22 protein-coding genes and 1 tRNA gene are annotated in these 26,202 nt (G+C 59.4%); 17 read left to right on the top strand and 6 right to left on the bottom strand.

What is annotated here, in order from left to right; genetic code table 11:
- The first annotated feature begins 28 nt into the window (after window positions 1-28).
- The 3 genes from ATY80_RS23440 to ATY80_RS23430 are packed head-to-tail and all read left to right on the top strand — an operon-like array spanning window position 29 to window position 2,907.
- Window positions 29-1,171: an ABC transporter ATP-binding protein gene (locus tag ATY80_RS23440; RefSeq protein ID WP_088694718.1), complete on the top strand. Its 1,143-nt coding sequence runs from the start codon at window positions 29-31 to the stop codon at window positions 1,169-1,171.
- A gap of 3 nt (window positions 1,172-1,174) precedes the next feature.
- Window positions 1,175-2,086 carry an ABC transporter permease subunit gene (locus ATY80_RS23435; RefSeq protein ID WP_088694693.1) on the top strand — a complete coding sequence of 304 codons (912 nt, stop codon included), beginning with the start codon at window positions 1,175-1,177 and terminating at the stop codon, window positions 2,084-2,086.
- Window positions 2,087-2,088: 2 nt separating this feature from the next.
- Complete coding sequence (locus ATY80_RS23430; RefSeq protein ID WP_088694692.1) at window positions 2,089-2,907, top strand: ABC transporter permease subunit; 819 nt, start codon at window positions 2,089-2,091, stop codon at window positions 2,905-2,907.
- On the opposite strand, the gene ATY80_RS23425 is transcribed toward ATY80_RS23430, so the two are convergent.
- A complete protein-coding gene (locus tag ATY80_RS23425; protein WP_088694691.1) occupies window positions 2,908-4,788 on the bottom strand; it encodes an AsmA-like C-terminal region-containing protein in 1,881 nt (626 codons plus the stop codon). It lies immediately after the preceding gene.
- Window positions 4,789-4,951: 163 nt separating this feature from the next.
- Between ATY80_RS23425 and ATY80_RS23420 the strand changes: the two genes are divergently transcribed.
- A complete protein-coding gene (locus ATY80_RS23420) occupies window positions 4,952-6,904 on the top strand; it encodes an acetoacetate--CoA ligase (protein ID WP_088694690.1) in 1,953 nt (650 codons plus the stop codon).
- Between the two features lie 221 nt (window positions 6,905-7,125).
- Here ATY80_RS23420 and ATY80_RS23415 read toward each other — a convergent pair whose 3' ends face one another.
- Window positions 7,126-10,824, bottom strand: coding sequence for an ATP-binding protein (locus ATY80_RS23415; protein ID WP_088694717.1), 3,699 nt, complete (start codon window positions 10,822-10,824; stop codon window positions 7,126-7,128).
- A 215-nt stretch (window positions 10,825-11,039) separates the two neighbouring features.
- On the opposite strand from ATY80_RS23415, the gene ATY80_RS23410 reads away from it, so the two are divergent.
- Together ATY80_RS23410 and ATY80_RS23405 are read left to right on the top strand one after the other, a co-directional pair.
- Window positions 11,040-11,489 carry a phasin gene (locus ATY80_RS23410; protein WP_088694689.1) on the top strand — a complete coding sequence of 150 codons (450 nt, stop codon included), beginning with the start codon at window positions 11,040-11,042 and terminating at the stop codon, window positions 11,487-11,489.
- 126 nt (window positions 11,490-11,615) lie between these two features.
- Window positions 11,616-11,692, top strand: a tRNA-His gene (locus tag ATY80_RS23405).
- 154 nt (window positions 11,693-11,846) lie between these two features.
- Here ATY80_RS23405 and ppk2 read toward each other — a convergent pair.
- On the bottom strand, window positions 11,847-12,764 hold the full coding sequence (ppk2, locus tag ATY80_RS23400) for a polyphosphate kinase 2 (RefSeq protein ID WP_088694688.1): 918 nt from the start codon (window positions 12,762-12,764) through the stop codon (window positions 11,847-11,849).
- A gap of 844 nt (window positions 12,765-13,608) precedes the next feature.
- Here ppk2 and ATY80_RS23395 point away from each other — a divergent pair.
- The 3 genes from ATY80_RS23395 (at window position 13,609) to ATY80_RS23385 (ending at window position 15,095) form a co-directional block, all read left to right on the top strand.
- On the top strand, window positions 13,609-13,854 hold the full coding sequence (locus tag ATY80_RS23395; protein WP_007796787.1) for a helix-turn-helix domain-containing protein: 246 nt from the start codon (window positions 13,609-13,611) through the stop codon (window positions 13,852-13,854).
- 241 nt (window positions 13,855-14,095) lie between these two features.
- On the top strand, window positions 14,096-14,560 hold the full coding sequence (locus tag ATY80_RS23390) for a hypothetical protein (protein ID WP_088694687.1): 465 nt from the start codon (window positions 14,096-14,098) through the stop codon (window positions 14,558-14,560).
- 64 nt (window positions 14,561-14,624) lie between these two features.
- On the top strand, window positions 14,625-15,095 hold the full coding sequence (locus ATY80_RS23385; protein WP_088694686.1) for a DUF4174 domain-containing protein: 471 nt from the start codon (window positions 14,625-14,627) through the stop codon (window positions 15,093-15,095).
- Window positions 15,096-15,113: 18 nt separating this feature from the next.
- Here ATY80_RS23385 and ATY80_RS23380 read toward each other — a convergent pair whose 3' ends face one another.
- Both ATY80_RS23380 and ATY80_RS23375 read right to left on the bottom strand, forming a co-directional pair.
- Window positions 15,114-15,995 carry a LysR family transcriptional regulator gene (locus tag ATY80_RS23380; protein WP_088694685.1) on the bottom strand — a complete coding sequence of 294 codons (882 nt, stop codon included), beginning with the start codon at window positions 15,993-15,995 and terminating at the stop codon, window positions 15,114-15,116.
- Window positions 15,992-16,306, bottom strand: a complete 315-nt coding sequence (locus ATY80_RS23375) for a putative quinol monooxygenase (protein WP_088694684.1) — start codon at window positions 16,304-16,306, stop codon at window positions 15,992-15,994. Before ATY80_RS23375 ends, ATY80_RS23380 begins: the two co-directional genes overlap by 4 nt.
- Before the next feature lie 188 nt (window positions 16,307-16,494).
- Here ATY80_RS23375 and ATY80_RS23370 point away from each other — a divergent pair, with 188 nt between their 5' ends.
- From ATY80_RS23370 to ATY80_RS23335, 8 genes are all read left to right on the top strand, one after another.
- Window positions 16,495-17,991: a CoA-acylating methylmalonate-semialdehyde dehydrogenase gene (locus ATY80_RS23370; protein ID WP_088694683.1), complete on the top strand. Its 1,497-nt coding sequence runs from the start codon at window positions 16,495-16,497 to the stop codon at window positions 17,989-17,991.
- A 239-nt stretch (window positions 17,992-18,230) separates the two neighbouring features.
- Window positions 18,231-18,713, top strand: a complete 483-nt coding sequence (gene rirA / locus ATY80_RS23365) for an iron-responsive transcriptional regulator RirA (RefSeq protein ID WP_088694682.1) — start codon at window positions 18,231-18,233, stop codon at window positions 18,711-18,713.
- A gap of 334 nt (window positions 18,714-19,047) precedes the next feature.
- On the top strand, window positions 19,048-20,643 hold the full coding sequence (locus ATY80_RS23360; protein ID WP_088694716.1) for an ABC transporter substrate-binding protein: 1,596 nt from the start codon (window positions 19,048-19,050) through the stop codon (window positions 20,641-20,643).
- A gap of 90 nt (window positions 20,644-20,733) precedes the next feature.
- Window positions 20,734-21,738: an ABC transporter permease subunit gene (locus ATY80_RS23355; RefSeq protein ID WP_088694681.1), complete on the top strand. Its 1,005-nt coding sequence runs from the start codon at window positions 20,734-20,736 to the stop codon at window positions 21,736-21,738.
- A 9-nt stretch (window positions 21,739-21,747) separates the two neighbouring features.
- Window positions 21,748-22,638 carry an ABC transporter permease subunit gene (locus tag ATY80_RS23350; protein ID WP_088694680.1) on the top strand — a complete coding sequence of 297 codons (891 nt, stop codon included), beginning with the start codon at window positions 21,748-21,750 and terminating at the stop codon, window positions 22,636-22,638.
- A gap of 1 nt (window position 22,639) precedes the next feature.
- Complete coding sequence (locus ATY80_RS23345; protein ID WP_088694679.1) at window positions 22,640-23,476, top strand: ABC transporter ATP-binding protein; 837 nt, start codon at window positions 22,640-22,642, stop codon at window positions 23,474-23,476.
- Window positions 23,473-24,312 carry a dipeptide ABC transporter ATP-binding protein gene (locus ATY80_RS23340; protein WP_088694678.1) on the top strand — a complete coding sequence of 280 codons (840 nt, stop codon included), beginning with the start codon at window positions 23,473-23,475 and terminating at the stop codon, window positions 24,310-24,312. The genes ATY80_RS23345 and ATY80_RS23340 overlap by 4 nt, the downstream gene beginning before the upstream one ends.
- Window positions 24,313-24,363: 51 nt before the next feature.
- Window positions 24,364-24,897, top strand: a complete 534-nt coding sequence (locus ATY80_RS23335; protein ID WP_088694677.1) for a gluconokinase — start codon at window positions 24,364-24,366, stop codon at window positions 24,895-24,897.
- 1 nt (window position 24,898) lies between these two features.
- Here ATY80_RS23335 and ATY80_RS23330 read toward each other — a convergent pair whose 3' ends face one another.
- A complete protein-coding gene (locus ATY80_RS23330; RefSeq protein ID WP_088694676.1) occupies window positions 24,899-26,143 on the bottom strand; it encodes an FAD-binding oxidoreductase in 1,245 nt (414 codons plus the stop codon).
- Window positions 26,144-26,202 lie beyond the last annotated feature (59 nt).

Below are 26,202 nucleotides of genomic sequence, written 5' to 3'. Positions count from 1 at the left end.
TTTCAAAAATGACTTTTCGGGGCACAATATGAAGTCACTTGGCAATATCCGCCGTTCCTTTGCGCCGTGGGCAGACCCTGCATCGAAGCCGTTCATATCGTTCAACAATGTCACGAAGCGGTTTGGCGACTTCACAGCCGTTGATGACCTGTCGCTGAACATCTATCACCGCGAGTTCTTTGCCCTGCTGGGGGCTTCCGGCTGCGGAAAATCCACGCTGCTGCGCATGCTTGCGGGCTTCGAACAGCCAAGCTCGGGTGAAATCGTCCTCGACGACACCAACCTCGCCGGAACGCCGCCGTACAAGCGGCCCGTCAACATGATGTTCCAGTCCTATGCGCTCTTTCCGCATATGACAGTGGAAAAGAATATCGCCTTCGGTCTGCGTCAGGATGGCATGCCGAAGGAGGAGATCGCCGAGCGCGTTCTGCAGATGCTGAAGATGGTGAAGCTCGAGAAGTTCGCCACGCGAAAGCCGAACCAGCTGTCAGGCGGCCAGCGTCAGCGCGTGGCTCTGGCGCGTTCCCTTGCCAAGCGGCCGAAGGTGCTGCTGCTCGACGAGCCGCTCGGCGCGCTGGACAAGAAGCTGCGCGAGGAAACGCAGTTCGAGCTCATGGATCTGCAGCAAAACCTCGGTCTAACCTTCGTCGTGGTCACGCACGACCAGGAGGAAGCAATGACCATGGCCGACCGCATTGCGGTCATGAGCCACGGAAAGGTCATCCAGGTCGCGACGCCGGCCGAGATCTACGAAGCGCCGAACTCCCGCTTCGTCGCTGATTTCATCGGCGACGTGAACATCTTCGACGGCAAGGTCGCGAGCGCCAACGACAGCACCGTCGAGATCGCCGTCGACGAGCATTTCTCGATCAGTGTCATCACCCCCGAAAAGCCGGCCATGGGGTCTTCGGTCGGTTTTGCGATCCGTCCGGAAAAGCTGAAGGTCTCACGCAAGCCGCCAGCCAATCCAAAGGTGAACGCAGCCTCCGGGGAGCTGTGGGATATCGGCTATCTCGGCGACATGACGGTCTTCCACGTGAAGCTCAAGAGCGGCAAGGTGGTCAAGGCCTCGCTTCTCAATGCCCAGCGCGCGGTTGACGATCCTTTCACCTATGACCAGGAAGTCTGGATCACCTTCGCCGAGGATGCCGGCGTCCTCCTCAAGGATTGAACCATGGGCAAGCTCGGTTCCGCAGTCTACAATCGCCTGGTCATCATCGTCCCCTATGTCTGGCTGCTGCTGTTCTTCCTGGCGCCGTTCTTCATCGTCTTCCGCATATCGCTATCGACGACGGCGATCGCCATGCCTCCCTACGAGCCGGTCTTTTCCCTTGGTGACGGCTGGGCAGGGTTCTGGGAGAAGGTCGGCACCTTCTCCTTCGACAACTACAGCTATCTCATCGATGATCCGCTCTATGTGAACGCCTACATATCGAGCCTCGTGATTGCCGGAGTATCGACGTTCCTGACGCTGTTGATCGCCTACCCGATCGCTTACGGCATGGCCCAGGCGCCACGCAGCATCCGTCCGACGCTTCTGATGCTCGTCATCCTGCCGTTCTGGACGAGCTTCCTGATCCGTGTCTACGCCTGGATCGCGATCCTGAAGCCGGAGGGGTTGTTCAATCAGCTGCTGTTATCGCTGCACGTCATCGATACGCCGTTGATCATCCTTAACACGAATGTCGCGGTCTATATCGGCATCGTCTATTCCTATCTGCCGTTCATGGTCCTGCCGCTCTATTCCTCGCTGGAAAAGATGGATGGCACCTTGATCGAGGCTGCGCAGGATCTTGGCTGCACGCCGATCAGCGCATTCTGGCGGGTGACTTTCCCGCTGTCACTGCCGGGCGTCGTCGCCGGCTGCATGCTGGTGTTCATCCCCGCGGTCGGCGAGTTCGTTATCCCGGATCTCCTTGGCGGATCGCAGACGCTGATGATCGGCAAAACGTTGTGGAACGAGTTCAACGCCAATCGCGATTGGCCGGTGTCCTCGGCCGTGGCGACGATCCTGCTGCTGATTCTGGTGATCCCGATCGTGTTCTTCCAGAACGCGCAGGCCAAGGCCGACGAGCAGGGGAGATAGACATGCTGAGATGGACCCGTTTCAACGTCGCCTCCGTCGCGCTCGGCTTTGCGTTTCTCTACCTGCCGATCGTTCTTCTGGTGGTGTTTTCCTTCAACGAGTCGAAGCTCGTGACCGTCTGGGGAGGCTTCTCGACCAAATGGTACGTTTCCCTCCTGCACAATCAGGCTTTGCTCGATGCCGCCTGGGTGACGATCCGCGTCGGTATCCTCTCAGCCACCGCGGCAACGATTCTCGGAACGCTCGCGGCGATCGCCTTGGTGCGGTACACCCGCTTTCGCGGGCGCATGCTGTTTTCCGGCATGGTGTATGCGCCGCTTGTCATGCCTGAGGTGATCACGGGCCTGTCGCTTCTGCTGCTCTTCGTGGCAATCGGCCTTGATCGCGGCTTCTGGACGATCACGCTGGCGCACACGACGCTGACCATGTGTTTCGTTGCCGTCGTCGTGCAGTCGCGACTGTTGAGCTTCGACCGGTCGATCGAGGAAGCGGCACAGGATCTCGGCGCGCCGCCGGTTAGGACTTTCTTCGAAGTCACGCTGCCGATCATTGCGCCTGCGGTGCTCTCCGGCTGGATTCTCGCGTTTACATTGTCACTCGATGACCTCGTCATTGCGAGCTTCACCTCGGGTCCCGGGGCGACGACGCTGCCGATGAAAATCTATAGCCAGGTCCGTCTCGGGGTGACGCCCGAAATCAACGCGGTCTGCACTATTCTGATCGGCATCGTGGCGATTGGTGTGATCTGCGCCTCCACCATCACGAAGCGCCGCGAATTGCAGCGTGAGCGCGACGAGCGGGCGGCGGCAAACGCGCTGTGATTACTTGGTCGATCCCTGCTGTGTGACGGGCGCAGGCGAGATCACAGGCTCCGGCCAGGCGCCGCCAACGAAGAACGGCAGCGGCGGGAGGCTCGTCGACGCAGTCGGATCTGTCGCTTCGATCGTGCCCGACAACGCCAATCCATTCGATCGGTATGGGATGACACCGGAAAGGATGATCGTCTGCTGCGGTCCCTCGATCCGTCCACCATGGATCGTCGCCGCGCCATCTGCGAGATCGGCGACGATGTCGAAACTGTCGAAGGCGAAGGCTCGGTGCGATACCGCGTTCAAGGGGAAGAAGTCGGCCCGTGTGGCCTCTTCGCGTACTGCTTCAGCATCGAAGCCCGGAAGCGAGCCCGAGCGCGCGTGGAAAGCGATCCTGCCAGTGACGTCGCCAGCGCCGACCTTCCAGAGCGGTACGGATGTCTTGAGCGACATGTCGAGGGAGCCGGTCGTAAGGGGAAGCGGTCCCTTGAGCTGAAGCCGCTCGATCAGGCCGGCGAAGTCGGCTCCCCGGATCGACAGCTGCAGCTTGCCGCCGCCGTCAAAGTCACCGCGCATCGCCTCTAGATGAGCGGATAGCGCCCCGCCTTCGAACTGACCGTCGCCGATGTCGAACTTTGCCTCGTTGCTCGAAACGATGATGCTGGCCCCGACATCCGACAGCATGAAAGGTTCGATCAGCGCTTGTTTCGCGGAAAGCCGGAGGTCGAGATCCAGCTTCTGCAAGGCGCCGCCATCCGGCGGCCCGTTGGCTTCACCTGCGGCCAGGCGAAGGATGAACGCGTCGAAGAGCGACCGGAAATTCATCTGGTCGAAAGCCAGCGTGCCGCCAAGCTTGGCGCGTCTGCCTGGCGGAAAGGCAACGTCCATTACGCCCTTCGCATTCGATCCATTCATGCTCATGCTGACATTGTCGAAGCGAAACCCGTTCGAAACCGAAGCGACATCGGTCTCGATCGAAAAGCTCTTCAGGGTCGCGAGAACAGGCAATGAACGATCAGCCCAGGTCAAAAGTGCCGGCAGATCGCCGATGCTGAGGGACATGTTGCCGGAAAGATCGAAGAAGTGCGAAATGTTCGCCAAACCCTGGAACCGTGCCGTGAGCAGGCTCGAGGTGAGCGATCCGCTCATTTCGGCCTTGTTGCCACCGAAGATAAGCAGCGGGCTGGGGGATGAGAAATCGAGCTTGAGGTCCTGTCCGCTCGTCCGCGCGATCAGCACGGCGGTAATCGGACTCGATAGCTTGCGCCAGCTGACATCGGCGGTCACACCGTCGAAGCGAAAAGTCCTTCCGCTTGCGACATCGGCAACATTGACCGTCCCATCCTCAACGGTGATGGCACCGACAGCGGCATCCAGTTTCTTGTCGAGAACTTCTCGTCCGCCCTCCTCGCGTGCACCAGCAATCGCCCTTGCCAGAAGTCCCTCATTGGTCCAGTCGATCACGCCGTTGCTCTCACGGGTGAGTTGCAAAGTGGGGCGGAGAAGATGGAACTCGTGGAAGCTTGCGCGCCCCCTGATCGCATCGATCAGGCTGAACTCGGCGGAAAGGCTTTCGATGGTTCCCAAAAGCCTGTTCCCATCGCCCTGCTGGTGAACCGAGATCTTGTTGAGGGTGATGCGAGGCGTCGGCCAGAACTCGATCACCGGCTTGCCGGCAATCTCTGCGCGATAGCCGGCCCATTTGGAGAGTGCATCCTCGATGCCGGAGCGCACGAGGCCGGTGGAAATCAGATAAGGGCCGGCGACGCGAAGCGCGACGAAGATCGACAGGAAAACGAGCAGGATAATCGTGGCAAGCCGCGCGAAGCCCGGCAGCCAGCGCGACACGGGCCTGATTTTCCTCTGCCATCGCGGTCGTCTTGACGTACCCATGAATTCCGCCAGTATTTCGGCCGTCGCCGGCCCTTAATGCTCTGAAATGCCGGATATATCAAATGCCGGCTGCTTGCAAACGCGAGCTGCCGGCGCGGTTCGTTAGTACCTTTATAAGCTGATATTGCATGGTATACAGGCAAGCAAATAGGAGAAGTGTCGAATGCGCGACGATAAGCCACTCTGGGTGCCTTCGCGAGCATCGGTTGAAGCGAGCCCGATGTACGCCTTCATGCAGCAGTGCAATCGCGACTTCGATCTGTCCCTGGCAAGCTACCAAGATTTGCACGCTTTTTCGGTCGCCGAGAGGGAGCGGTTCTGGACGTCGGTCTGGGAATTCTGTGGCGTCAAGGGCGAGCCCGGAACTCGCGCGCTGCTCAATGGCGACATCATGCTCGATGCGCGTTTCTTCCCCGATGCGACCCTGAATTTTGCCGAGAACCTGCTTTCCGCGGAAGGCGCGGGTGACGCACTGATCTTTCGGGGGGAAGACAAAGCTGCCGATCGCTGGAGCTGGGACCGGTTGCGTGGCCTCGTTTCCAGGCTGCAACAGGCATTCAAGGCAATGGGTATAGGATCCGGAGATCGGATTGCCGCAATGATGCCCAACATGCCGGAGACGGTGGCATGCATGCTGGCGGCCGCGTCGATCGGCGCGATCTGGTCGTCATGTTCGCCTGACTTTGGGGAGCAGGGCGTCCTTGATCGTTTTGGTCAGATCGGACCGAAGCTTTTCATCGCCTGCGACGCCTATTGGTATGGCGGCAAGCTGCAGGACGTGAAGGCCAAGGTGGCGACCGTAACAAAGCAGCTCGGCACACCATGCCTCGTCGTCCACTATGCCGGCGATGCCGCTGCGGTCGTCAACGAGACATCTGCCGCCGAGACGCTGGAAGACTTCATCGCGCCGTTCGAAGCGCGTGCAGTCGAGTTCACCCGCCTGCCATTCTTGCACCCCCTTTATATCCTTTTCTCGTCGGGAACGACCGGCGTTCCGAAGTGCATCGTGCATTCCGCTGGCGGCACATTGTTGCAGCATCTCAAGGAGCACCGACTGCATTGCGGAGTTCAGCCAGGGGAGAAGCTTTTCTATTTCACCACATGCGGCTGGATGATGTGGAACTGGCTGGTGAGCGGCCTGGCGGCCGGCGCCACGCTTTGCCTTTTCGACGGCTCGCCATTCGCGCCCGACGGCAACGTCCTTTTTGATTTTGCGGCTGCCGAGAAATTTGCTGTTTTCGGGACGTCGGCGAAATATATCGACGCTGTGCGCAAGAGCGGGCTGACACCGCGCACCAGTCACGACCTCTCCAGCCTTCGGTTGATGACATCGACCGGATCGCCGCTCTCGCCCGAAGGCTTCTCCTTCGTCTACGAAGGCATCAAGGAAGACGTGCAGCTCGCATCCATTTCCGGTGGCACGGACATTGTCTCCTGCTTCGTCCTCGGCAATCCGTTGCTGCCCGTCTGGCGCGGCGAAATCCAGGGGCCGGGCCTCGGCCTTGCCATGGATGTGTGGGACGACGAGGGCCAGCCGGTTCGCCAAGAAAAAGGTGAGCTCGTCTGTACAAAAGCCTTTCCGTCGATGCCTGTGATGTTCTGGAACGATCCTGATGGCGCCAAATACAGGGCAGCCTACTTCGAACGCTTCGACAATGTGTGGTGCCACGGCGACTTCGCAGAATGGACCGAGCACGAGGGCATCATCATTCATGGGCGGTCTGACGCCACGCTCAATCCAGGCGGCGTCCGCATCGGCACGGCTGAGATCTACAACCAGGTCGAACAGATGAACGAAGTTGCGGAGGCGCTCTGCATCGGCCAGGAATGGGATGACGATGTCCGCGTGGTTCTTTTTGTGCGCTTGGCTCCCGGTGTCGTTCTCACCGACGACTTGGCGAAGGCGATCAAGAACCGCATTCGCTCAGGCGCTTCACCACGCCACGTGCCCGCAAAGATCATCGCCGTCAGCGATATTCCCCGCACCAAGTCCGGGAAAATTGTCGAGCTGGCGGTTCGCGAGGTCGTTCACGGTCGGGCGGTAAAGAACAAGGAGGCGCTCGCCAATCCGGAGGCGCTCGATCTCTTCGCGGAGCTTGCGGAGCTGCGCGTCTGACCGACGGACGGCACCACTGATTACAAGCTTTTACCTTTGAGAGATTGAGGGCTGCGGCAACCTTTCGTTAAGAAACGTTGGTCAAAAGTAAATCCAACTTGGGGCTGCATATGAACGAGGCAGCCGGAGCCTTCGGCTCCCAAAACATGATGTTAGCTTGACTAAGCCCTTGTTGAACAGCACCCGAACTCTCAGGCAGCCTCTCGGCTGCCTTTTTTCGTTCAGCCTGCCAGGACGCGCTGCGACGGGAAGGCGATCTCGACCAGCGTGCCTTCATTGGGCGCGGAGCTGATCGCGAAAATTGCTCGGTTGGCGTCGACCATCGCCTTCGTCAGCGGCAGGCCGAGCCCTGTGCCGTCGCCCCGGTGACGCGACTGTGCGGAGACCTGCCGGAACGGCTTCATGGCTTGATCCAGCTCGCTCCGGGTCATGCCGACGCCGGTATCGCGAACCCGCAAGACGACGCTGCCGTTTGCCTCATAGGACGTGGAGACGACAATCTGTCCACCGGCCGGCGTAAACCGTATCGAGTTTGACAGGATGTTGAGGGCAATCTGCTTTATCGAACGAAGGTCGGCGACGACATCAGGCACGGCCTGGGACAGGGCCGTGCGGATGATGACACGCTGGCTGTTGGCCTGTGGCTGAAGGAGCGAGACTGCCTCAGCAACCGCCTCGTTCAAATCGATCGCGCCGAAATCCAGGTCCATTTCGCCGGCCTCGATCTTCGAGATATCCAGCAGATCGTTGACGATATCGAGGACATGGCGTCCGGACCGGCCGATGTCGTTGGCATACTCGACATAGCGGGGGTGTCCGATCGGCCCGAAGCGCTCGGTCGCCATCATGTCGGAGAAGCCGATGATCGCGTTGAGCGGCGTGCGGATCTCATGGCTGACACGTGCCAGGAAGTCCGTCTTGTGCTCGCTGGCGGTCTCCGCTGCGCTCTTGGCGCTACGCAGTTCGTCCTCAGTGCGCTTCCACTGGGTGATGTCACGGATCACCGCGCAGTAGCCGCTGGAGGAGGTGAGCCGTCCCATTGTCATGAAGAGCGGCACGAAACCGCCAGCGGCTTCACGGCCAATGACCTCCCTGCCGTCATTGAGCACGCTTGCGACCCCATGACCCGACAGGCCGCCAAGGTAATCAAGCACGGCCTTTTGGCTCTCATGCGCAAAGAGCATGACGAAGGGCTTTCCGCGGGTCTCGTCTTCGTCGTAGTTGAACAGTGCGCTTGCCGAACGGTTCATCGAGCGGATGTCGCCCTCGGCGCCGATCACTACGACACCGTCCGTTGCCGTCTCCAGGATCGAACGCAGTTCCTCGACTTCCACCTGCAGCTTGGCGACCTTCTCCAGCATCCTTTCGAAGGAACGAGGTTCCGCCGGAGCAACGGGGCGCGCAGGAACTGCGGCGTCACTCGCTGCGGGCATCAGTGCGAGCATTAAGGCACTGCTTTCTTCCCAGCGAATGGATTGCAGCCGCGCCGTGACCGGAACAAGACTATCATCGACCGTTACCAGCATCATCGTGCCGGCGCGGCCGGCGCTCCCCTCTAGCTCCGAGCGCTGTAACAGCGCATCAATGCCACCGACCTCGCTCAGCGCTTCCAGCGTCTGGTAGCCGGTTAGTCGCATGAATTCCGGATTGGCGTGGATCAACTGGTCGCCCGCATGCACGAGGACGGCGACAGGCAACTGGTCGATGGTAACGGCGGATAGGCCCACGCCCATTTTCGCGCGTGGCGGAATGAAGCTCGCCAGCATGTCCATTTGGCTGACGGTTTCCTCCAGCCCTTCGGTCACGTCGTCCGCCGCCTCGGTTCCGTCGGCTGCAGCCCGTGCCTCCTCAGCGCCTTCAATTTCCGGCGGCACATCGACCGCATCATCCCCGAGAGCGACTGTCTCATCGGGGTGCGCGGTCGGGGCTTCCGCTGTCGCGATGTCGCGTTCCTCGGTTTCGTTCGCCACAGGCTCATCGTCGCGCGGCTCCGGCTCGCGGACGCCGAAGGCTTCGAGACGCTTGGCGATCTCGCGGAAATTTGCCTGTTCGGCGGAGGTCAGCTGCGGGCCGACGCCGTGCAATTGCACGATCTTGTCAGTTAGCCGGCGGCTCGGATTTTCGACGATCCGCAAGGCCGGCGGCTCGGTAGCTGGCTGCGGCTCGGTCGGTTCGGACGTCGTCTGAATGCCTGCTTGTGTGGTCGCAGCCTCGTCAGCAGTCGGCTCGGAAGCCGGGGCGACCGTTTCTGCCACCGTCGGTTCGCCGGTCGCCACGTCATCGGCGAGCGCCGACAACACCGTGTCTTCAGAGGCTTCGGCCCGCTGATCGAGTGCGGCCACGTCATTGATGATGCCGTTCGGGCCAAGCGTCAGGCCGAGCGCCAAAGGATCTTCGGCGGCATCGGACAGGCGCACGACCCCGAAGCCGCGAAAACCGTCGAATTCCCGGCTTCGGGTATAAGTGGGCAGGGCCGCGAGATCGACCGGCACAGCCAGGCTTGTTCCCTCGATCGGCCAGTTGATCGTCTTGCCGGACCAGGTGTCACGCCGCGCCAGGGCTTCGCTGATCTTGCCGTCCGGATCGAGGTTGAACAGCGCGGAAATATCGCTGAACGGCGTGCCGATGATATCAGCGGCATGCGGCCCGACGGCTTCGGCAAATTCGTTCGACACTTCGCTGAACCGTCCCGCTGCGTCGATCTTCCAGACAAAACGCGTGGCACGACTGTTCGGATTGAAAACGAAGGCACCTTTCCTGGAGGCCATCCCCGGGTCTGGCTCCGACTGCTCCGTTTCGTTGACGACGTCGGCATCGACGGTTTCGGGCGCTGGTGCTTTCGCCAGGCCATCTTCGACCGCGGCGGACGCTGCTTCCTCGTCCGGAGCAGCCACAGCCGGTTCGTCCGCCAGGCTTTCCGGCGCGGTCTCGATCGCGGTTGGCGCTTCGACGAGCGAGGGCTGTCCGGCCTCTTCCGCTGCGGCGAGTAGCGCTTGGTCTTCGTGGTTGATCTCTTCGGGGGCTGGCTCGGCGTCCAACGCCTCTTCCGCGATTGCTGCGGCTTCGGCGGTCACCGCTTCTGCCGCATCGCGCTCATGCGTTTCCTCTTCAGGAGGCTCTTCCATGTCTTCAATGCCGGCAATGGCATCGATCGCGTCGACGAAGTTCGCGGCCTGCGGAGGCGCAATATGGTTAACGGCGGCTGTGGATAAGTCTTCTTCAGGCGCCGGCGGGTCGATCGGATCGAGGTGACCGATGACGGTCTCGACGGCGAAAAGGAGATGGAGCGCCGGCTCGTCGCTAAGTCGCCCGACAGCCGCCGGAAGGTAGCCTTTGCCGGTCGCAACGGGGCGCTTCGCCAAGCGGTCGGCATGATTGCCTGCAAGCGCGGTCATTGTCTTGGCGGTTTGCTGCGTGACACCCAGCGAGGCAAAGCCGGGCGAGGCGGCAATGATCTCCCCGTCGGCGCCGATAACTGCCATATGCGTATCTGGATCGTCGAGGCCCCGGAGCATCTGTTCGGCGGATGCCGTTATCGACAGGGCGTTGGTCGCAACTGGCAGCGACAGAAGAACGGCGCGCTCCCCGGATGCAAGGCGGATCAGTTCCACCGTTGCCTGAACCGGAACGCGCTGGAAGCCACGAGCAATGCGGATCATGAAGTTGCGGCTGTCGCCGACATTCACGAGCTGCCGCGCTGTTACCTCCAACTGGCGGAAGGTGATGTCGGCTCGGTCTATCCCCTGGTCCAGCAGGTCGTAGACGGCCGATTGCCCGAAGAGTTCGGCGCCGGCGCCGTTTGCCCAGAGCGCGTGGCCGAGATCCGCCGACAGCAGGACCATCGCTTCGCCACGCGAAAAGCGTTCCCGCACCCGGGGATGCACGGCGATGTCGATGAACGGATACTGCACTGCGGGCATGATCGAACCTTCGGCTTCGGTCATCGTGAAAATTAATAGTCTATTAATAACGATAGCCCGGAACGGGGTCCAGAACAGAGCCCGGCTTTCGGCTGGAAAGGTTAACGCGTTGTGCGTCGCACAAACATATTGCAATGCACAAGAATCTGCGCTATATGATGGACATCTAACCTACGAGGCCATCACGCATGCCGAGGCAAAAGGAGCGCAAACCAATGGCTAACATAAAGATGGACGACGTTTTTTCAATGTCGTCATTTGATCCTTCCAAGTTCACCGAATCCTTCCGCGACTTCGCGGAAAAGGGCGCACAGCAGTCGCGTGAAGCCTACACGAAGATGAAGACCGCCGGCGAAGAAGCAAGCAAGACGCTCGAGGCAACGGTTCAGACCGCCCAGGCCGGCGCTGTCGAAATCGGCCACAAGGCGATCGACGCTCTGCGCACGAACGCTGAAAACTCGCTGACCCACATGGAAGCGCTGCTTGCAGTCAAGTCGGTCGCCGAACTCGTCGAGCTCCAGACGACCTTCCTGCGTAAGCAGGTCGAGTTGACGATCGAGCAGGCCAAGACCATGCAGGAAACCTCCAAGCAGGTTGCCGAAAAACTTGCCAAGCCTTCCAAGGAAGCTGCTGAAAAGGTCATGGCCTCCTTCAAGGCGGCCTGATTTTCGACAGGACACACGAAGAGGCTGGACCATTTGTCCGGCCTTTTTGTATATTGGGGAGAGATAGGGCTTGAATTAATTTTCAAGTCCTCGTATGTGACCCCCGTCGCGGCAGACGCGATTTGTGCGGTTGTAGCTCAGTTGGTTAGAGCGCAGGTTTGTGGCACCTGAGGTCGGTGGTTCAACTCCACCCAACCGTACCATTTCTTCCTACAGCAGATGTCATTTCACCGTAGTCGTCAGCTCGCGCGAAAACGGTCATGCTCTCACCTTACCCAAGTAATGCTGCTTCGGAACAATGCGGGTCGATGAAGCGAGCACGGCGGCCTGCACGTGCCCACGGGACCGGTTTCCCAATCAATACTTCGAAGGCACGTAAAGCTCCGGCGGCAGCACCTTGCGCTCATAATCCGGATTGAAGACACGATTCGGCAGCGTGATCTCCTCGTGCGGGACGTCCGTGTAAGGAATTTGATGCAGTAGGTGATCGATGCAGTTCAGCCGTGCCCGCTTCTTGTCGTTGCCTTCCACGATATGCCACGGAGCTTCCGGAATGTTGGTGCGCGCGAAGGTTTCTTCCTTCGCCTTTGTGTAGCCTTCCCAGCGGACTCGCGATTGCAGGTCCATCGGTGAGAGCTTCCACTGCTTCAAGGGATCGTGAATGCGCACGAGGAAGCGCATCTGCTGCTCTTCGTCCGTGATCGAGAACCAGTATTTGACGAGCCGGATGCCCGAGCGAACGAGCATGCGCTCAAATTCCGGCACGTCGTTGAAGAACTGCTCGACCTGGTCCTCAGTCGCAAATCCCATGACCCGCTCAACACCCGAGCGATTGTACCAGGAGCGGTCGAAGAGCACGATTTCGCCACCGGCAGGCAGGTGGGGCACGTAGCGCTGGAAGTACCATTGCGACTTCTCGCGGTCTGACGGCGCTGGCAGGGCGACGGTGCGGACGACGCGCGGATTGAGGCGCTGCGTGATGCGTTTTATCACGCCGCCTTTTCCGGCAGAGTCGCGGCCCTCGAAGATCACGACAACCTTTTCTTTGTTGTAAACCACCCAATCCTGCAGCTTGATCAGTTCCGCCTGCAGCGAAAGTAGCGCGCGAAAATAGTCAAGCCGGGGAACCGACGCCGGATGGGCGTTGCGGTAGATCTTGCGGATCGCGTCGGAAAGCGCCGGCTCGGAAAGCTCCAGCTCGTAGTCCTCGTCAATGGTGTCGGCCAGTTCGGCTTCGAGCCAGTCGGAATAGTTGTTGTCGGTTATACTGTTCATGGACGTTCACCCTCAACGTTTGTGGCACGATTTAAAAAGACGGTCTGCTCAGGTCTCGCTTGAGTGCATATGCGCCACAGCGGTACCGAGAACACAGGTAGAGCAATCACTTTCCTGATCTTGTTGCCTCAAGTGGAGTGTTGGCGCGATCACGACGATGTTCTTCAACCTGAACTATTGTCATCGCCGGCTCCTCTTGGGGCTAATCCTTAGTCGGGTCTATTCCCTTAGAATGAAGCTCCTGTGACATTGGACGCGCGCCTCGTGCGTTGAATTTGAAGAATTGCTCGCTCTGTACGTGCGCCATCAAAGAATTAGACATAGATAGAAGACAATATCGCGATATCGACGAGGTTTGGCCATGTTCCTGCCACCCCTTGTTCATTCTTTGCTAATAAATCGATCCGCGGGGAACGGGCCACCAAAAGGGATCGCGGACTGCCGGAACGTTTAGTACGGTCATTTGTGGAGGCCGATTGGTTCCGGCGCTAGCTGCGATTTCCCGTGTCCTGACCCGAGGCTCAGCTGTCTGCATGGCGGTTTCATTCGCCCGATTTAGGTCACGGTGATTCGTCTCGAAACCGGTGCGAATGCCGGAAAATAGGTGACAAATCGCCGCGTGCGAGACGTTTTTTTGGCGTGTGGACGCCTCTGTCGGCGCCATCAGGTGGGCCGGCAAAACTGCTTTGCTTACAAAGGGCAATCAGATTTTGCCAACTTGTTCGAACTCCCGTCGTTGGGCTCTCGTCGATCACGGATTAACCATACTGCATTGCAAATCGTGATCGAGAGTGCCATTTTCTCGCCGGGGGCTAATTCAGAGTGATTTCAGAAGGAGACGTAAATGTCCATTTCGCTCAGCAATCTGGATGCATCCAAGGCTACCGCCGTTTCGGCCATGAATGTAGCCGCTGCTGTACGTGCCGCTCGAGAGGCCGTCGGCTATAGCGTCGATGACCTCGCAGTAACCTGCGGTCTGGTTGTCAATGAGATTGAGGAAATCGAGAGCGGTGAGGATGCGGATCCCGCCAAGCTCAAGCGGATCGCCTCTGCATTGCAGGTGCCGGTCTCATCATTTGTTCCGATGTGAAGATAATCTCAGGGCCGGGCAGGCAACTGCCCGCCTGGCCTTGCCCCCGTCAAACCGCCTGAAACGACCTTCCTTCATTTCTTTTTAACTTTCCTCTCCGACCCGGCTGAACGCTTTTACCCGCAAAGGGTAGTTTTACCGTCGCTGGTTGTGCGGTGCGTTAGCAACTTCATAGCAAATGTCCCTCGAATGAGCCGAGCGCCTGCGCGCTGCGGCGGTTTGCTGTATCGGGGAGAGGGGAATGAGCCGGGTTCGTCGCATTGGCGCCACGCGACTTGATTTGAACGAAATTATGAAGCGCGGCGCACTTGCCGTCCTTTCCGTTCTCGCAGTCCTGCTGCCGATCCTGAAGATCAGCTTCACGAGCGAGACAGACGACGTCGTTCTGGGGGATTTCCAGCTGCTGGGTGGGGCCGCCTATCTTCTGCCTGCTGCATTTCTATGCGGTCTTGCGACCGTCGTCTTCGATGGCATGCGCGTCCACGCCCGCTTCGTTGACATCGCCGGATTGATCATCGTTTTCGCAGCGGTCTCGCGTGCCGCTTATAGCCTCGGCTCAAGCCTTAGACAGGACGCTGCGGCGGTTGATGCACCTGCACAGAGGCTGGATCAATTGGCACAGGTTTCCTTGTCCTACGGCACCATCCCGCTGTTGCTCGTCCTCTTTGGTGCCTTGTGGCAGTTGCGGAAATCATGGCGCAGCTGAGCGATGCGTTGGCGCATGGAACCGTCATGTCTCCTTGGACGTTCGGTCTACAGGAGAAATGTGCATGTCGAAAACGCTTCTTTACGGTGCAACCAAGGTGGACGAAGGCAACGAGGCTTATTCCGCGCTTGCGAGCCTTGAGCAGTTCCAGTGGCGCAACCGCGTCCTAGTCATCTTCCCCGACAGGAGAAACGCGCGGGCTGCTCGCCAGGAAAACCAATTGCTTGCCGACCGCGATGCCTTGCAGAACCGCGATATGGTCATTCTCAAGATTGCCGGCGGCAGTGTCAGGGTGCTATTTGGGGCTGGTGAAAGTCTGGATGCTACAGCGATCGCGAGCGAGTTGGGGGATCCAGCGGCCGGAGAGTTTGCGGCCTTTCTCGTCGGCAAGGACGGGACGGTTAAGCTGAAAGTCAGCGAGCCGATCTCGAGGGGTGAACTGCTTGCCATTGTCGACAGCATGCCTGTGCGCGCGGCCGAGATTGCCTCGGACAAGCAGCAGACAAGCGACGAGTCCGAGAAGCGCGACGACTGACCTGATGTTGAACCGATGTCATAGAAATATGTGGCGCTCGGCGGCGACGAGTTCCTGAAGGAAATCGGAAACCGTGCGTACCCGCACGAGTTCGCGCGCGCTCTCGTGAAATGTCGTCCAATAGGATCGCCGGATCGAAATATCCGGCAGAATGCGCACCAATTCGGGATGCTGCCGGGCAATGTAGTCATGCAGGATGCCGATCCCTGCACCCGAAAGCACGGCTTCTGTTTGGCCAGTCGCCGAAGAAATCTCGAAGGCGGCGTTCCAGTTGCGCATCACCTCGCCGGTGAAGTTCAGCGACTGGGAGAAGATCAGATCCTCGACATAGCCTATCCGTCGGTGCTGCTTCAGGCCCTCTGCATCGGAAGGCAGGCCGTTGAGGTCGGCATAGCTTCGAGAGGCGTAGAGACCGAGCGTGTAGTCGGTGAGCTTGGCTGAGACGAGGCGACCCTGTTCAGGCCGTTCCAGAGTGATCGCAATATCAGCCTCACGCTGCGAGAGCGAGAACGAGCGTGGTACGGGTACAAGCTGGATCTTCAGTTCTGGATGGCGCTCGATAAGGCGCCCCATCCTTGGCGCGAGAAAGGAAACGCCGAAACCGTCAGGTGCCCCTACACGCACGGACCCCGCGATCGCCGTATCGGTGCGACCGAGATTGGCCTGCACGGAGAGCATCTCGGTTTCCATCCGCTCCGCCGACGCAAGGAAAACTTCGCCTTCTGCCGTCAGTTCGCAGCCGTTTGTGCGGCGAACGAAAAGGCGGCTCTGCAGCGCCTCTTCCAGCGAGGTAAGCCGCCGCGAGAGCGTGGCGTGGTTGAGACCCAGTCGCTTTGACGCGGCAAGGATTTGACCGGTACGGGCGACAGCCAGAAAGATGCGGACGTCGTCCCAGTTCATAATTTGCCACGCATTGTGATGGGGTCGACGTCGATAAGCGTCAGGGACGTCACCATCCCGGCGGTTGCGTTCTTGTATTTGAGGAAATGCGGTGTCTGCAGATGCGCTTCGTAGGCCGTCTGGTTGGCGTACACCTCCAGGATTCGGATCTTATGGGGACTGCCCTTGATGGAAACCGCGCTTAGCGACAGAACGCCAGTCTCGAGTGCGACGGCGGCCTCGATCTCCTCAGTCAATAGGAGGCGATAGGTTTCAAGCTGGTCGGGCTCGATCTCGAGCTCCGCAATTCTGACAATCAGTTTCCCGCCCATTGAAGCACTATCTCCTCTTCAGTTTGGGTCGACCGTGGTAGTCTAACCAAGTCCTGCGTAGACGATCAGGAAGCGTCAGCCTGATCTAGCTGGCTTCAATTTATGCACAACGGTTGCTTATATCAGATCATTGATTTGTGCAAATTGTAGTGCGATTGTTCGCCATCCAAAAAACAGGAGGAGCACTCATGCGTGAGATTGGTCATTTCATCGGCGGTAAGCATGTCGCCGGCACCAGCGGCCGCACCAGCAACGTCTATAATCCGGCAACCGGTGAAGTTCAGGCAACGGTGGCGCTCGCAAGCGTCGAGGACATGCGCGCCGCTGTCGAGAACGCCAAGGCCGCTCAGCCGAAGTGGGCAGCAACGAACCCGCAGCGCCGCGCCCGCGTCTTCTTCAAGTTCGTCGAACTGCTGAACAAGCACATGGATGAACTCGCCACCCTGCTGTCGAGCGAGCACGGCAAGACAGTCGAAGATTCCAAGGGCGACATCGTTCGTGGTCTGGAAGTCTGCGAATTCGTCTGCGGTATTCCGCATCTGCAGAAGGGCGAGTTCACGGAAGGCGCCGGCCCGGCAATCGACATGTACTCGATGCGCCAGGCGGTCGGCATCGGTGCGGGCATCACCCCGTTCAACTTCCCCGCCATGATCCCGATGTGGATGTTTGCTCCGGCAATTGCCTGCGGCAACGCTTTCATCCTGAAGCCGTCCGAGCGCGATCCGTCCGTTCCGATCCGTCTGGCAGAGCTCATGATTGAAGCCGGCCTCCCGGCAGGCATCCTCAATGTCGTTAACGGCGACAAGGCTGCGGTCGACGCCATCCTGACCGATCCTGACATCGGCGCGGTGTCCTTTGTCGGTTCCACGCCAATTGCCCGGTACGTCTATGGAACGGCTGCCATGAACGGCAAGCGTGCACAGTGCTTCGGCGGCGCGAAGAACCATATGATCATCATGCCTGACGCCGACATGGACCAGGCCGTCAACGCCCTTATGGGTGCAGGTTACGGCTCCGCCGGCGAGCGCTGCATGGCGATCTCCGTGGCCGTCCCGGTCGGTGAGGAAACCGCCAATCGCCTCGTCGAGAAGCTCACCCCGAAGATCGAGTCGCTCCGTATCGGTCCATACACGGACGAGAAGGCTGATATGGGCCCGCTGGTCACCAAGGAAGCCTATACCCGCGTCAGCGGCCTGATCGATCGCGGCGTCGAGGAAGGTGCCAAGCTCGTCGTCGACGGTCGCGGCTTCAAGCTGCAGGGTTATGAAAACGGCTACTTCGTCGGCGGCACGCTCTTCGACCATGTCACGCCCGACATGGACATCTACAAGACCGAGATCTTCGGGCCGGTTCTTTCCGTAGTTCGCGCCAAGAACTACGAGGAAGCCCTCGACCTGCCGATGAAGCACGAATACGGCAATGGCGTCGCGATCTATACCCGCGACGGCGATGCCGCCCGTGACTTTGCCTCGCGCATCAACATCGGCATGATCGGCATCAACGTCCCGATCCCGGTTCCGCTCGCCTACCATTCCTTCGGCGGCTGGAAGGCATCGAGCTTCGGTGACCTCAACCAGCACGGTTCGGACTCGATCAAGTTCTGGACCAAGACTAAGACGGTCACCGCTCGCTGGCCCTCGGGCATCAAGGACGGCGCCGAATTCGTCATGCCGACGATGAAGTAAGGCGAAAGAACGATGATGTTATCGAATTGGGGGCTGCGGCCCCCAATTTGCGTTGAGGAGGTCGAAGGGCATGCTTCGGGTGCTGTCCCGGTAGTTGCCGACTCCGAACGGACCGCTTGAAAAATTGTCGCGGCAATCCGTCTCACATAAGCTGAATATGAATTTCATATTTTGGAATTGTTCAAAACTACCAAAGCCACTATATAGACTGCTTGTAGACGACGATTCTGGAGATCGGCATGCGTTTGACCAAGCAGACCAACTATGCGGTTCGCATGTTGATGTATTGTGCCGCCAATGATGGGCATTTGAGCCGGATTCCGGAGATTGCCAAGGCATACGGCGTTTCTGAACTCTTTCTGTTCAAGATCCTGCAGCCGCTCAACAAGGCCGGCCTGGTCGAGACGGTTCGCGGTCGCAACGGCGGTGTGCGGCTTGGCAAGCCGGCGAAGGACATCAGCCTCTTCGACGTGGTTCGCGTGACGGAAGACAGCTTTGCGATGGCAGAGTGCTTCGAGGATGACGGTATGGTCGAATGCCCGCTGGTCGACAGCTGCGGTTTGAACTCCGCCTTGCGCAAGGCGCTCAACGCCTTCTTCGACGTGCTGGCGCAATATTCGATCGATGATCTCGTCAAGGCGCGGCCGCAGATCAACTTCCTGCTGGGGCTGACGGGCGAACAGCCGCACCGCAAGCCGACGGTTGCCGCTCCGGCAGCCTGAACTGCGATGACAAGATTTTGATACGGCCGTGGCAACTTTTGTGTGCCGCGGCCGTTTTGCTTTAGGCGAGTTTGAAGCGAAAAATTCGCGCGCGACGTGCGCAATGATGCTGTCCCCGACGCGAAATTATACCAAATGCGACAGGAATCGTGTTTATCCAATCCGTTTATTTCTAAATGCGGCTCATTTTTGGCGGAAAATTACTAAAGTTGTCCATCTGGAAAAATTTTCCACTTCGGTCGTTGATTTCAGCAAATAAATGTCGTTCCATCTGCCGTCATTCCGGAGGGTTTCCGGGATCTCAAAGAAAAGAACAAACCTGGGAAACGATATCATGAAAAAGATGTCTGTCTTGTTGGCCGCGACGGTCCTGGCTTCGGCCATGGCATCCGCAGCCTGGTCCAAAACTCTCGTTTACTGCTCCGAGGGCTCGCCGGAAGGCTTCGATCCCGGCATTTACACTGCAGGCACCACCTTCGACGCTTCTTCTCGTACGGTCTACAGCCGCCTTGTCGAGTTCAAGCATGGCAAGACCGAAGTCGAGCCCGGCCTGGCCGAAAGCTGGACGGTTTCCGACGATGGCATGGTCTACACCTTCAAGCTGCGTCCGGGTGTCAAGTTCCAGACCACCGAGTTTTTCACGCCGAGCCGCGATCTGAACGCTGACGACGTCGTCTTCTCGTTCGAGCGCCAGCTGAAGGCTGACAGCCCGTGGGCCAAGTATGTTGCAGGCGTTTCCTACGAATACGCTGCCGGTATGGGTTTTCCCGAACTGATCAAGTCCGTGGAGAAGGTCGACGACCTGACCGTCAAGTTCACGCTCAACCATCCGGAAGCCCCCTTCGTTGCCGACCTGGCAATGGACTTCGCGTCCGTGCTGTCGAAGGAATATGCCGACAAGCTGCAGGCTGACGGCAAGATGGAACAGATGAACCAGATGCCGCTCGGCACCGGTCCGTACACGTTCGTTGCTTACCAGCCGGATGCCGTCATCCGCTACAAGGCCAACGAAGCCTACTTCAAGGGCAAGGAAAAGATCGACGATCTCGTATTCGCGATCACCCCGGACGCTTCTGTCCGCGCTCAGAAGTTGAAGGCCGGCGAATGCCACATCATGCCGTATCCGAATGCGGCTGACATCAAGGACCTGCAGACGGACTCGAACCTGAAGGTTCTGGAACAGCCGGGCCTGAACGTCTCCTATCTCGCCTACAACACGCTCCAGGCTCCGTTCGACAAGGCCGAAGTGCGCAAGGCGCTGAACATGGCGATCAACAAGCAGGCGATCGTACAGGCCGTCTTCCAAGGCGCCGGCCAGGTTGCCAAGAACCCGATCCCGCCGACAATGTGGTCGTATAATGACTCCATCCAGGACGACGCCTACAATCCGGACGAAGCCAAGAAGATGCTCGAAAAGGCTGGCGTCAAGGATCTCAGCATGAAGATCTGGGCAATGCCGGTTTCACGTCCGTACATGCTGAACGCACGTCGCGCCGCTGAACTGATGCAGGCTGACCTTGCCAAGGTCGGCGTCAAGGTCGACATCGTCACCCACGAATGGGCTGAATACCTGAAGCTCTCCAAGGACAAGGCCCGCGACGGTGCTGCGATCCTCGGCTGGACCGGCGACAACGGCGACCCGGACAACTTCCTTGACACTCTGCTCGGCTGCGAAGCCGTCGGCGGCAACAATCGCGCGCAGTGGTGCAACAAGGAATTCGACGATCTCGTAAAGAAGGCCAAGAAGACCGCCGACGTCGCAGAGCGCACCAAGCTTTACGAACAGGCGCAGGTCGTCTTCAAGAAGGAAGCTCCGTGGGCGACGATCGATCACTCCACGGAATTCGTACCGATGAGCGCCAAGGTTTCCGGCTTCGTGCAGGACCCAGTCGGTGTTCACCGTTTCGACGGCGTTGATATCGCCGAGTAATCAAAATTATGCAAAGATGCCCGGCAACCCCGGGCTTGGCCGGCGGTCAGGTTTGATACCTGACCGCCGGAACACTATGGACACTTGCCAATGTTGCGATTTCTCATCGGACGCCTCGCGATCCTGATCCCAACCTTCATCGGCGTTTCACTCATCGCCTTCTCGTTCATCCGCCTGCTGCCCGGTGACCCGGTCATGCTGATGTCGGGCGAGCGTGTAATGGCGCCGGAACGCCATGCCCAGGTCATGCATGATCTCGGCCTCGACAGACCAGTCTACGTTCAGTACCTGGATTACCTCGGCAACGTGGTGCAGGGCGATCTGGGCTCGTCGATCGTTACCAAGCGCCCGGTTCTGCAGGAGTTCGGGTCGCTCTTTCCGGCGACGCTTGAGCTTTCGCTTTGCGCGATCATTTTTGCCATCGTGCTTGGCATTCCCGCCGGCGTCTTTGCGGCGGTCAAACGAGGAACCTGGTTCGACCAGAGCGTGATGGGTGTTGCCCTCGTCGGCTATTCGATGCCGATCTTCTGGTGGGGCCTGCTGCTCATCGTTCTCTTCTCGAACACGCTGCATTGGACACCTGTGTCCGGCCGCATTTCGCTGATGTATTTCTTCAAGCCGGTCACCGGCTTCATGTTGATCGACAGTCTGCTGTCCGGTCAGGCCGGTGCGTTCAAGTCGGCGTTCGTCTCGTTGATCCTGCCGACCATCGTCCTCGGTACGATTCCGCTTGCGGTCATCGCGCGTCAGACGCGCTCGGCAATGCTTGAAGTGCTGGGCGAGGATTATGTTCGGACCTCGCGCTCGAAGGGCCTTGCCCCCATCCGCGTCGTTGGCCTGCACGCGCTGCGCAACGCGATGATCCCGGTCGTGACCTCAATCGGTCTGCAGGTAGGCGTGCTGCTCGGCGGCGCAATTCTGACGGAAACGATCTTCTCCTGGCCGGGTATTGGCAAATGGATGGTCGATGCCGTCTTCAAGCGCGACTACACCGTCGTTCAGGGCGGCCTGTTGATGATCGCCGGTATCATCATGATCGTCAATCTGATCGTCGACCTCATGTACGGTCTCATCAATCCACGTATTCGTCACTAGGAGCGGCTTATGAGTGTGATAACCACCAAGTCGACCCAGCCGTCAGGGCTCTCTGAGTTCTGGTACTACTTCTCACGCAACAAGGGCGCGGTCATCGGCTTCGGCATCTTCCTGCTGGTCCTTTTGATGGCGATCTTTGCGCCGTTGATTGCGCCGCATGATCCAAACGTTCCTTTCGACGGTATGCAACGCGTGCCCCCGGTCTGGGCGGAAAAGGGCAATCCAATGTTCCTGCTTGGAACGGATGCCGTCGGTCGCGATATGCTTTCGCGTCTGATCTATGGCACGCGCTTCTCGCTGTTCATCGGCCTCGTCGTCGCGTCGCTGTCGGCTGTCGCCGGCGTGCTGCTCGGTCTGATCGCCGGCTATTTCCGTGGCCGCGTTGATACCTTCATCATGCGCGTCATGGACATTATCCTGGCTTTCCCGTCGCTGCTGCTCGCTCTGGTGCTGGTTGCCGTTTTGGGTCCGGGTCTGCTCAATGCCATGATCGCCATCTCGATCGTCAACCAGCCGCATTTCGTACGACTGACGCGCGCTGCCGTGATCAGCGAACGCGAGAAGGAATATGTCGTAGCGTCGCGCGTAGCCGGCGCCGGCACCTTCCGTCTTATGTTCAAGACGATCCTGCCGAACTGCCTGGCGCCGCTGATCGTTCAGGCGACGCTTGCGTTTTCCGCTGCGATCCTCGATGCCGCAGCCCTCGGCTTCCTCGGCATGGGCGCCCAGCCTCCGACATCTGAGTGGGGCACGATGCTCGCCGATGCGCGCGAATTCTTCCAGAGCTCGCCGTGGCTCGTCACTTTCCCGGGTCTGTGCATCCTGATCACCGTTCTCGCCATCAACCTGATGGGCGACGGACTGCGCGATGCGCTCGACCCCAAACTGAAGAGGTCCTGAGATGGCACTTCTTGAAATTGAAAATCTCGCCGTTGAATTCCAGACGTCGACGGGTCCGTTTCGTGCCGTCGATGGCGTGTCGCTCAAGGTAGATGCGGGTGAAGTTCTGGCAATCGTCGGAGAGTCGGGGTCCGGCAAGTCGGTGTCCATGCTCGCGGCGATGGGGCTTCTGCCGTGGACGGCAAAGGTGACGGCCGACAAGATGGTCTTTGACGGCCGCAATCTGCTCGGCATGTCGGCAAGCGAACGACGCAAGATCATCGGCAAGGATATGTCGATGATCTTCCAGGAGCCGATCGCCAGCCTCAATCCATGCTTCACGGTCGGCTTTCAGATCGAAGAGGTTCTGCGGATCCATCTCGGGCTGGACAAGGCTGCGCGGCGCAAGCGCGCTATCGAGCTGTTCGAGGCCGTTGGCATTCCCAATCCTGCCGAGCGCCTTGGCCATTTCCCACACCAGATGTCGGGTGGCCAGTGCCAGCGCGTCATGATCGCCATGGCAATTGCCTGCAATCCGAAGCTGCTGATCGCCGATGAACCGACGACTGCACTCGACGTCACCATTCAGAAGCAGATCCTCGATCTCCTGATGCGGCTGCAGACAGAGCATCGGATGGGTCTCATCATGATTACGCATAACATGGGCGTTGTCGCCGAGACGGCCGATCGCGTGATCGTGCAGTACAAGGGACGCAAGATGGAAGAGGCCGACGTCCTGTCGCTCTTCGAGTCCCCGAAGAGCGATTACACCCGCGCGCTGCTTGCCGCCTTGCCGGAGAATGCCACGGGCGACCGACTGCCGACCATCGGCGAGATTTTCAAGGGAGCGGCCCAATGACGCCAGTCCTCGAAGCAAAGAACATTGTCCGCAACTATTATCTGCCGGGCGGCCTCTTCAAGAAGGAGAGGACCGTACATGCCGTCAAGGGTGTGAGCTTCAAGGTGGAGCAGGGCAAGACGCTGGCCATCGTTGGCGAAAGCGGTTGCGGCAAGTCGACTCTCGCCCGCATCGTCACGATGATCGATCCGGCAAGCGGCGGCGAGCTGTTTATCGATGGCAAGAAGGTCGATATCGCTGCCGGCGATCTGACACCGGAAATTCGCCGCAAGGTACAGATCGTCTTCCAGAACCCCTACGGTTCGCTGAACCCGCGCAAGAAGATCGGCGACATCCTGATGGAGCCCCTGATCATCAACACCGATACGCCCGCCGCCGAGCGGCGCGAATTGGCGATGGCGATGTTGAAGAAGGTCGGCCTGCAGGAGATCCATTTCAACCGCTATCCGCATATGTTCTCTGGCGGCCAGCGTCAGCGCATCGCGATTGCTCGTGCTCTGATGTTGAAGCCGAGGCTCCTGGTTCTCGACGAGCCGGTGTCGGCGCTCGATCTTTCGGTCCAGGCCCAGGTGCTGAATCTGCTCGCCGATCTGCAGGACGAACTGAATCTCACCTATGTCTTCATCAGCCACGACCTGTCGGTCGTCCGCTACATGGCCGACGATGTCATGGTGATGTATTTCGGAGAGGCTGTTGAGTACGGCACGCGGGATCAGGTTTTCAATGATCCGCAGCACAGCTATACGAAGACCTTGTTCGCTGCCACGCCGCGCGCCGATGTCGACACCATCAAGGCTCGCCTTGCGCGCAAGAGCACGGCGCTCGCTGTGTCTTAGGGTCGAGTTCTCCCGTCTCCGGGAGTCCCGGAACGATGGGAGTGATAAGCAATGCCAGAGACCAACGAAACCCCTTACGCCATCATCGTCATGGGGGTCAGTGGCTGCGGTAAATCCTCGATCGGCCTGAAGATTTCGGACACCCTCGGCATAAAATTCGTCGAGGGTGACCAGCTGCATCCGGCATCGAATGTCGAGAAGATGTCGAAGGGCATCCCGCTGACGGACGACGACCGTATGCCTTGGCTCGATCTCATCGGTCAAACGATGAAAGCATCGCTTGATCGCGGGCAGGGCGTCACCGTTTCCTGCTCGGCGCTGAAGCGCACCTATCGCGAGCGGTTACGCAACGCCGTAAATGGTAATCTGTCCTTCGTCTACCTGTCAGGCTCGAAGGAGCTGCTGACGAAGCGCATGGGTGAGCGCAAGGGTCATTTCATGCCCCCATCATTGCTGGCAAGCCAACTCACGACACTCGAAGTGCCGACCGGTGAGCCGGGCGTCGTGACGGTCGATATCGACGATACGGTCGAAGGAATCGCGGCAACGGCGCTCCGTGATCTCAAGTCTTTGGGCGTCGCTTAGCTCAGATGAAACGCTGCGGCGAATAGGCGGAAATATCGATGAACGGCCTCTCGCCGGTGATTACCTCCGCCAAAGCGCGGCCGGTGACCGGTCCCAGCGTCAATCCGTGATGAGCGTGGCCGAATGCGAACCATAGCCCGTCGTGTCGAGGCGCCTTTCCAATAATGGGCATCATATCAGGCGTGCAGGGGCGGGCGCCCATCCATGGCTCCGGATCAAGCCTCTCGCCGAGCGGAAAGACCGTGCGCGCCACCTTCTCGGCTCGATCGAGCTGCACGGGTGTCTTTGGTGCATCCAGCGCGGCGAATTCAGCACCCGTCGTCAGCCGGATGCCGCGGCTCATCGGTGCAAGCAAGTAACCGCGCTCAGCGTCCAGCGTCCAGTTGTGGAGGGTAGCATTGTTTGCCGCGGCATAGTGCATGTGATAGCCGCGCTTGACGCCGAGCGGAAAAGCATAACCGAGCCGACGTGTGGCCACGGTGGCCCAGGGGCCGAGCGCCAGGACCGCGTGCTCCGCATCCAGAGAGCCTTGGCTGGTCACCACCCTCCAGCTCGCGCCGGAACGACCCAGGGAGTTGGCGTCACCGGTGACGTACTTTCCACCCAAGCTCTCGAAATGGGTGCGATAGGCCATTGTCAGGCCAAGCGGGTCGAGCACTGACCACGGATCACGCCACCGCAGACCGCCAACGAAATCGCCCTTGATGTGGGGTTCGAGCCGCGTTACGTCAGCGGCATCCAACTGCTCGTGCATGACGCCGAACTCGGCGCGTAGCCGCTCGGCCTCGGCGAATTCGGCATTGCGCCGGGCGGCCGTGCGAAATATCTCCATCCAACCATTCTTCCGGATCAGATGCTGCGCATTCGACGCTTCAATCAGATCATTGTGCTCCGAAATCGAGTGCGCGATTAGCGGTGCATAAGCGCGGGAAATCATCTCGTGACGTTTGGCGTTGGAATTCCACCAGTAGCGGCCAAGGAACGCCAGCTGTCCGGGCAGCGCCCGGAGGTGATAGTGGGCATCGATCCGGTTGTTGAAGGCGTAGCGGATCAGAACGCCGATCTGCTGCGGAAAGCCGTATGGCACAACGCCTTCGCGCTGAATGAGACCGGCGTTGCCGAACGAGGTTTCAGTGCCCGGCGGCTTGCGGTCGATCAACGTCACCTGCAGGCCTCGGCGCTGCAGGTGAATGGCCGTCGATACGCCGACGATACCGGCGCCAAGTACGATTGCATTCTTTGTCATTGCCTTGCATTCCACCTATTGCAAGCAATGAAAATGCCGCTCCGCCAAGCGGCAGGCAA

The organism is Rhizobium sp. R711, from assembly GCF_002211365.1.
Lineage (GTDB): Bacteria > Pseudomonadota > Alphaproteobacteria > Rhizobiales > Rhizobiaceae > Rhizobium.
This window is presented reverse-complemented; position numbering and strand designations above follow the sequence as displayed.